The sequence below is a fragment of the Micromonospora sp. NPDC005324 genome (genome assembly GCF_040607155.1).
Classification (GTDB): Bacteria; Actinomycetota; Actinomycetes; order Mycobacteriales; family Micromonosporaceae; genus Micromonospora; species Micromonospora trifolii.
Genome location: NZ_JBEXGE010000023.1, coordinates 113,167 through 119,872 on the forward strand (window position 1 = coordinate 113,167; position 6,706 = coordinate 119,872).

Genomic DNA, 6,706 nt, shown 5'->3' on the forward strand with positions numbered 1-6,706 from the left:
GACTCTTAGATGGACGGTCGAACGTCGTCCACGGGTCAGAGGGGCCTGGCATGAGAATCGTATGGCTGAACGGCGCGTTCGGTGCTGGCAAGACGACGCTGGCGAAGCGGCTGCTCGCCGATGATTCCCGGCTGTTGCTGTTCGATGCCGAACTGCCGGGCTACATGCTTCGCGAGATCGTTCCTCTGCCGCCGAGCGGCGATTTCCAAGACCTGCGGATATGGCGGCGCAGTGTGGCGGATACGGCCATAGCACTGCTGCAGGAGTACCACAGGACCCTCGTGGTCCCGATGACCGTCGTCGTGCCGCAGTATCTGGACGAGATCTTCCTCGCTCTGCGCGCCGCGGGCGCATCCGTTGATCACTTCTTCCTGAACACGCGGGTGGAGGTACTGCGGCAGCGGATCGAGGAGCAGTCCATCTGGCCGGAAGATCCAGGCCGGGACGCCGAGGTCCGTGCGTGGCGCCTAGCGCAGATGCAGCGGTGCGTCGCCGCCGTGCCTCTGCTGTCAGCGCAGACCACGCTGCTAGATGGTGAACTGTCGGTCGGCGAACTGGCCGGACGGGTGCGGGCGCGATTGGCGGAGCCGACGACCTGACTCGATCAACGAGAGGCCGTGGGGAGTCCTCACGATCATCGGCTCGCAGGGGAGGCACACACATGCCCATCATCGCTCTTCATCACGATCTGACGGCGGCCGTTCGGCAGTTGATGGGCATGGGCGCACCGTATGTCCGAGCGCGGACCCCATCCGACTACTGGCTGTATGCGCGGCTGTTTGCCTCGACCTGCCCGGTCGCCATCGTTGACGGCACGGTCGTGGGTGCTGTCATCGCGATGCGCAGTCAGGACACGCCGGCCGAGATCTACATTCAGGACGTGATGATCCACCCAGATCACCGGCGCCGGCGGATCGCCTCCGCTCTCGTCCACGCGGTCCGTCACCGAGCCCAGCAGTGGGCCTGCCAGAAGATTTATCTGACGTCAGAGCCGGACAACTCGTCCGCTGCCGCCACCTGGACATCACTTGGGTTCGTCAACAGCCGAGGGGACTACACCGCCGCAGGCCTCGGCATCAGCCGCGACGTCAAGGGACCGGGTAAGGACCGGGCGGTCTTCGAATTGCTGCTGCCGTAATGCACGAGCGGCCTACGCTCCTCACCGGCAGGAAAGCTCAATGCGGTCGACTCCGCGGTGCCCGGCGAACACCAGCGGCAACCCTGACCGCTCGCGGAGCCGCAGGCGTATGCGGTTTCCGGTTCGTCACTTGCGGACCACGCGCCGTCGTGGAGCAGCCACACGCCTATAGGCGAACACCGAGTGGCCGCTGCGGTGTTGCTAGACGGCGCGAGCGGCACGGTGCGGACGACGCGTTGGCGCCGGTGACCGTCTTGGCCGCTCCCGACTCAGCACGACGGAGGCGACGCTCGGGTCACGGTGAGCGGTCAAGCGGTTACTGACGCTACGATGCATAGGTGATCGTCTGGGTGTCTTCCTTTCCGCGGTCTGGCAACACTTTCCTGCGGATCGTTCTCAACCGGGTCTACGGCGTAAAGGCATCCGTCATCTACGACATCGACGGCGTGGCCCGACGGTTGGGCGCCGACCTGGTTGGCTTCACCGATCGCCCGGCACGAATCGAAGACCTACGCGAGTCGAATGACGTGCACCTCGTCAAGACACACCGACAACGCGGCAACGAGGTCGATGAGATGAACAGGGCCATCTGCCTCGTACGCGATGGCCGCGATTCGCTCGTATCGTGGGCCCACCAGGCCAGCGAGGCGGACGCCACCCGGTTCGAAGCTGAGCTGACCGCCATGATCAGCCGGCGAGACACGGTCGGAACCGGCAGTTGGGGACGCAACGTGCTGAGTTGGTTGCTGCCACCGGCGCCTCACCGGGTGCTGCTGCGCTACGAGGACCTCACTCAGCGGCCAAGGGCCGCCGTTGAACGAGTCATGCAAGCCGTGACACCCCAGCTCCGGCCCGCTGCCGACGCTCGGATCCCGTCGTTTGCCGAGCTTCAACAGGCCGATGACCGCTTCTTCCGTCGAGGGATCACCGGTACTCATCGCGACGAACTGCCCGGCGAACTCCATCAGCTTTTCTGGGCCCAACCCGACAACGTCGCCGCGATGCAGCTCCTCGGCTACGGAACCAGGCTGGACGATTCATCGCCGTCGTGACCATCCTCAGCTGAGCTGGTCACTGTTGCCTACCGACCTGGATCGACGCCATCACCAAGCTCTCACCACACAGAAGATCCTGACCGTCCTCGGCTTGCCCGAGCCCCGCCGCGTCTTCGAGGCCACCCCCGCAACCTCCTGACCAGCACGAACACCCCGGCCTAGTGACACGCCCCGTCACCGGGCCAACCCACGTTTCCCCAGCTCAAACCGCCATTTCGCGGACTAGCCAGCCACCTGATCTGTGGAACCCCGGTTAGACGGACATGCCAGTTGGCGCGAGGATGTAGCGGTGACGCGACGTCGGCGAGCCGCAGCGGTGATCGTGTGCGGCGGCCAGGTGTTGATGGTGCGCGAGCGCGGCCTCGGGCCGTCGGGTCGCCACGATGGCCAGGAGTATTGGACGCTTCCTGGGGGCGGTATCTGCCCTGGCGAGACTGCGGAAGACGCGGTCCGGCGAGAGGTCGCCGAGGAGGTCGGGCTGCGGGCAGTGGCGGTGCGTTACCTGTTCGAGGCGCCGTACCCGTCGGGCTTGACGGCGTGCTTCGCGGTCGACGTGGCCGCCGGTGAACCGACCCTCGGTACAGACGAGTCGGACTGCGACTGCCCCGTCATGGTGGGTGTGGACTGGGTGCCGCTGCCGCGGCTGCCCACCGAGACGCCGGGACTCGCCGTACCGACGATGCTCGTCGTCTGCGGCCCGCCGGCGGTGGAACCCGAGGCGATCCCGCAGGTGCCATAGCTAGATGATCCGCCAACCGCTGTACCAGCACGGAAACTTCGTGGTGAAGATGTCGACATCCAGGTTCAGGGTATGCGCGGCGGGCGCGAACAGCGCCGCGTACTCCGCGTCGGGGGAGAACAGGGTCCAGCGGCGCCGTCGAGCGTCGAGCACGAAGAGCAGCCCCCAGTGCGCCGTGTCGGTAGCGGTCAAGTCCTTCAGTTGTTTCCGCAGGCCGAGGGGAAGATGAGCGTGGTCGATGCGACCATGGCCGGCGATCGTCAGCGGGAACTGTGGCTGGCCGCGGAGCAGGCGGCGGAGGTTCAGCACCACTGTCACCTCCCGGTGCGGTCGTGGCTGCGCGGATCGTCCACGCGCCGTTGTCGGTAGATGGTGCCGTCGCGGGCGGTGACGCGCCAGGGGCGGGCGTGGTGCACGGCGACGCGCAGCTCTGGGGCGTCACGGTCGAGGGTGGCGCAGACCAGACCGGGGGTGCCATCGGGTGAGCTCTGTACCAGCGGCGGACTCGCGCTAACCAGAGCGCGTAGCTCGTCATCACGCATGCCCCTCTTCACCTCCGTCAACTTCAGAGTGATCGAGGTCAGTTCAGCTGCCGGGAGTGCGGCACCCAGCTAGCCGGAGGCGGTTGTGGCTGCGGCCTGGTTCGGGTGTCTCCGGGCAGCTGCGTCGCTCCCGGATGTGGTGTCGCGGTGCTGGTGTGATGTTGGTCGAGGTGGTGTGCGAGGTAGTCGCTGAGCGAGGTCGCGTGGGGCACGTCCGGGTCTGTGGTGGGGCCGGAGGGGGTGTAGTGGGTGTGCCGTAGTTCAGTTACGAACTCGGGCAGAGGTGCGCCGGCTTGCAGAATGGCGGTGATCGCCGTCGACAGCGCTTCGGTGAGGCCGGCCAGGGTGGAGCCGTGTTTGCCGACGCGCAGGTCGACGTGGGTGAGCTGACCGGAAGAGGTGGCCGTGGTGAGGCGTCCCGTGGTGCCGTCCAGCACGAAATCGGTCGTGGTGCCGGTGTAGCGGCGGGGTGCTCGCCGCTGCGGGTTCTCATCGCTCATTCTGCGTTCTTCCCCTGGTTGAGGTGGCGGTGGCCGTGACGGCGTTGGGCAGGCGGTTGCGCGGGCTACCGGGATGAGGTGCCGGGTGGGCGACGTTCGCTGGACGGGATTGGCGGCGGGGTGTGGGGCGGGCCGTCTTCCACGGCAGGAATACGGCGCTGGTGAGGGTGAGGGCGGCGGTTGCCGTAAGGGCGGTGCGGGGGCCGGTGGCGGCGGCGAGGATGCCGGCGGCGGCGATGAAGATGGGTTGGGTGAGTTTGCTGGTGATGGACCAGGCGGTCAGGACGCGGGACAGGCAGTGCTCGCTGGTGTGGTTCATGCGGTAGGCGGCGAAGGTGGGATTGAACGTGCCCGCCATGAATAGCAGGAGTGTGTCGGCGAGGGTGATGATGATCAGGCCCGGTGTGCCGGGCGGGGCGAGGGGGATGAGTCCCATCCAGAGGGTGCGGGCGACGCCGGTGGTGAGCAGGACCCTGCGCAGGCCGTATCGAGTGGTGAGGGGGCCGGCGGTGAGGGAGCCGAGGATGCCGCCGAGGCAGGGCAGTCCGAGGGCCAGGCCGTACTGCCAGGGTGTCAGGTGGAGGTCGCGGAGCATGAACACCGCGATGATGGGCGTGCTGGCCGTGATGGCGCCGCCGAAGATGATGGCGTTGACGAACAGTGCCCGCAGCCCGGGGTGGTGAAGGATGTGCCGCCATCCTTCGATGGCTTCCCGGCCCCGGCTCGACGCGGATTGCCGCGCCGGTGGCGGCGGTTCGGGACTGCGGAGGCGGCGGATCCCGAGCGCGGACACCAGGAAACTCGCGGCGTCGACGGTGATGGACGCGGTAGCGCCGAGCCAGGACACGAGGACACCGCCGATGGGTGAGCCGAGGCTGTTCGCCGTCCACTGGGAGGTCTCGAATCGGCTGTTGGCGGTGACACGTTGATCGACGGTGACCAAGTGCTTCAGGTGTGCGCCGCTAGCGGCGCTGAACACGATGGTGCCGGCGGTCTGCACGACGGCGACGACGCACAGCTGCTCGTACGTCAGGGCGCTGAGCGCGGCGGCGATGGGGACGCTGGCCAGGGCGGCGAAGCGCAGCAGGTCGGCGCCGATCATTACGGGCCGTTTACGCCGGAACTCCACCCAAGGGCCCAGGGGTAGGACGATGACCGCCGCAGCGAGGCCGGAGATCACCGCGAGCAGGGAGATCTGCAGAGCCGATGAGTCCAGCAGCATGATCGCGACCAGCGGCAGCGCGCCCGCCCCGACAGCAGATCCCGCTTGGCTCACGGAGTAGGCGCCCCACAGGCGGTGGAAGTCACCGCTCAGCTGGGGAGGTGAAGGTGAGCTCGCCGTGGGGCTGCGGTGGGCCCGAGCGCTGGCGATCGTCCGGTTCAAGCCCATCGCACCAGCGCCTGAACGTCGTGGTGTGCCTTGCTGAGGAGCTGTCGCAGGTACGCGAGCCGGGACGTGGTCGCGCCGTCTGCTGGCAGCAGAGTGTGTAGGCGGATCTCTCGGCAGACCAGCAGGAGCAGGTTGACGCAGTAGGCGGGGACGATCCCGGCGGTGTGCACGCGTTCGGCGATCGCGGCAGTGAGGGTCGGGCTGACCGTCGCGCCGACGATGTGCAGCAGCGCGAGGTCGTAGCCAGGTAGGTAGCTCCCGCTGTGCTCCATGTCGATGAGGGCGCAGTGCTTGCCGTCGAGGAGCAGGTTCGCGGGTAGGGGGTCGCCGTGTGCGGTGACCCGGCCCGGTCCGAGCTGGTCGACGAGGGTGTGCAGGGCATGCTGGTCGGCGTCGTCGAGGAGTCCGGCGGCGTGTTCGGCGTCGGTGCGGCCGTGGTAGTCGACAGGTTGCGGCAGTGGCGGTGCTGGCGTCCAGGCGGCGAAGGCATCGAGGGTGTTCAGGACCAGCTGTGCGGTGACTGGGCCGACGTCGCCAGTGAGGTGACGTCGATCGCCCAGGCGCTGCCCAGGTAGCTGCGTCAGGACCGTCAGGCGGGCGTCGGCGTACAGGACCCGCGGCGCGCGCACGGGGGGCGGCTGATCGGTGAACAGCTCGTACATGCGCAGCTCGTGCTGGCGCCGGCCGACCCAGTACGGGTCGTCGGTGGTCAACAGCTTGACGATCACCGGTTGGCCGTCGCGGCGGCCGGTCGCGACGAGGGCCTTGTCGGTGCGGTGCACCACCCGGCCGGTGCCCACCCGTGCGGCAGCGGCGCGGGCGATCAGCGCCGCGAACATGTCGTCCGCCCCGTCCGCCCCGTCCGCCACGCGACCGGCACTGTCTGGGGTTGCTCTGGGTGCTGCGGTCACGGGACTGCCGGGAGCAGGTCGTCGTTGCGGCCGGTCAACGACAGGCCGGCGGCAGCGGCGATGCGCTCGATCGCTTGCTCCAGGGTGGTGGTCTCGGGGAGGACGAGTTCGTTGGGCCAGCCGAGGACGTCGTGTGGGGTGTACCAGCTGCGCAGGTTGTCCGGCGACACCTCCGCTGCCATGGGGCGCGTTTCGTGGCGCCGCAGGGTCTCTGGCAGTGACACGTCGAGGTAGACGAAGAGCGTTCGCCCGCGGTGCGCGTCGCGCAGCTCGGTGAGCATGCTCCGGTACCGGGCGGTGTGCATGATCCCTTCCAGGATCACGTGGTAGCCGTGATCAATTCTCTGAACTCGGTCAGAGAACGCAAGGGCGAGTCCGATCATGATCGTGATTGCTCCGTTGATGTGCAGCGTCCGCCGGCGCGGTTGTCT

Annotated in this window: 10 protein-coding genes; 4 read left to right on the plus strand and 6 right to left on the minus strand. The window is 67.8% G+C overall.

Translation table 11 applies throughout. From position 1 onward, the window contains the following. Positions 1-50 precede the first annotated feature (50 nt). From ABZS40_RS23320 to ABZS40_RS23335, 4 genes are all read left to right on the plus strand, one after another. Entirely contained in the window at positions 51-599 is a 549-nt protein-coding gene (locus tag ABZS40_RS23320) for an AAA family ATPase (RefSeq protein WP_354945461.1), read from the plus strand. A gap of 62 nt (positions 600-661) precedes the next feature. After that, positions 662-1,138 (plus strand): GNAT family N-acetyltransferase, encoded by a 477-nt coding sequence (locus ABZS40_RS23325; RefSeq protein ID WP_354945462.1) that lies wholly within the window; start codon positions 662-664, stop codon positions 1,136-1,138. A gap of 338 nt (positions 1,139-1,476) precedes the next feature. Then, entirely contained in the window at positions 1,477-2,190 is a 714-nt protein-coding gene (locus ABZS40_RS23330; RefSeq protein ID WP_354945463.1) for a sulfotransferase domain-containing protein, read from the plus strand. A 292-nt stretch (positions 2,191-2,482) separates the two neighbouring features. Continuing rightward, complete coding sequence (locus ABZS40_RS23335; RefSeq protein ID WP_354945464.1) at positions 2,483-2,932, plus strand: NUDIX domain-containing protein; 450 nt, start codon at positions 2,483-2,485, stop codon at positions 2,930-2,932. Here the strand turns inward: ABZS40_RS23335 and ABZS40_RS23340 are convergent, their stop codons facing one another. From ABZS40_RS23340 to ABZS40_RS23365, 6 genes are all read right to left on the minus strand, one after another. Further along, positions 2,933-3,241 carry a hypothetical protein gene (locus ABZS40_RS23340; RefSeq protein ID WP_354945465.1) on the minus strand — a complete coding sequence of 103 codons (309 nt, stop codon included), beginning with the start codon at positions 3,239-3,241 and terminating at the stop codon, positions 2,933-2,935. It lies immediately after the preceding gene. A gap of 5 nt (positions 3,242-3,246) precedes the next feature. Beyond that, positions 3,247-3,474, minus strand: a complete 228-nt coding sequence (locus ABZS40_RS23345; protein WP_354945466.1) for a hypothetical protein — start codon at positions 3,472-3,474, stop codon at positions 3,247-3,249. 38 nt (positions 3,475-3,512) lie between these two features. Then, the gene (locus ABZS40_RS23350; protein ID WP_354945467.1) at positions 3,513-3,974 is read right to left on the minus strand and encodes a hypothetical protein; all 462 of its coding nucleotides are present in this window, start codon (positions 3,972-3,974) and stop codon (positions 3,513-3,515) included. After that, on the minus strand, positions 3,964-5,364 hold the full coding sequence (locus ABZS40_RS23355) for an MFS transporter (RefSeq protein ID WP_354945468.1): 1,401 nt from the start codon (positions 5,362-5,364) through the stop codon (positions 3,964-3,966). Before ABZS40_RS23355 ends, ABZS40_RS23350 begins: the two co-directional genes overlap by 11 nt. After that, on the minus strand, positions 5,355-6,233 hold the full coding sequence (locus ABZS40_RS23360) for a hypothetical protein (RefSeq protein ID WP_354945469.1): 879 nt from the start codon (positions 6,231-6,233) through the stop codon (positions 5,355-5,357). Before ABZS40_RS23360 ends, ABZS40_RS23355 begins: the two co-directional genes overlap by 10 nt. Positions 6,234-6,271: 38 nt before the next feature. Further along, positions 6,272-6,706 (minus strand): hypothetical protein (locus ABZS40_RS23365; RefSeq protein ID WP_354945470.1); only part of this gene is annotated, 435 nt, incomplete at its 5' end.

What these genes read in the sequence shown, in the direction of transcription:
- ABZS40_RS23320 (WP_354945461.1), top strand. Translation starts at nt 51, where the DNA reads ATGAGAATCGTATGGCTGAACGGCGCGTTCGGTGCTGGCAAGACGACG.
- ABZS40_RS23325 (WP_354945462.1), top strand. Translation starts at nt 662, where the DNA reads ATGCCCATCATCGCTCTTCATCACGATCTGACGGCGGCCGTTCGGCAG.
- ABZS40_RS23345 (WP_354945466.1), bottom strand. Translation starts at nt 3,474, where the DNA reads ATGCGTGATGACGAGCTACGCGCTCTGGTTAGCGCGAGTCCGCCGCTG.
- ABZS40_RS23350 (WP_354945467.1), bottom strand. Translation starts at nt 3,974, where the DNA reads ATGAGCGATGAGAACCCGCAGCGGCGAGCACCCCGCCGCTACACCGGC.
- ABZS40_RS23355 (WP_354945468.1), bottom strand. Translation starts at nt 5,364, where the DNA reads ATGGGCTTGAACCGGACGATCGCCAGCGCTCGGGCCCACCGCAGCCCC.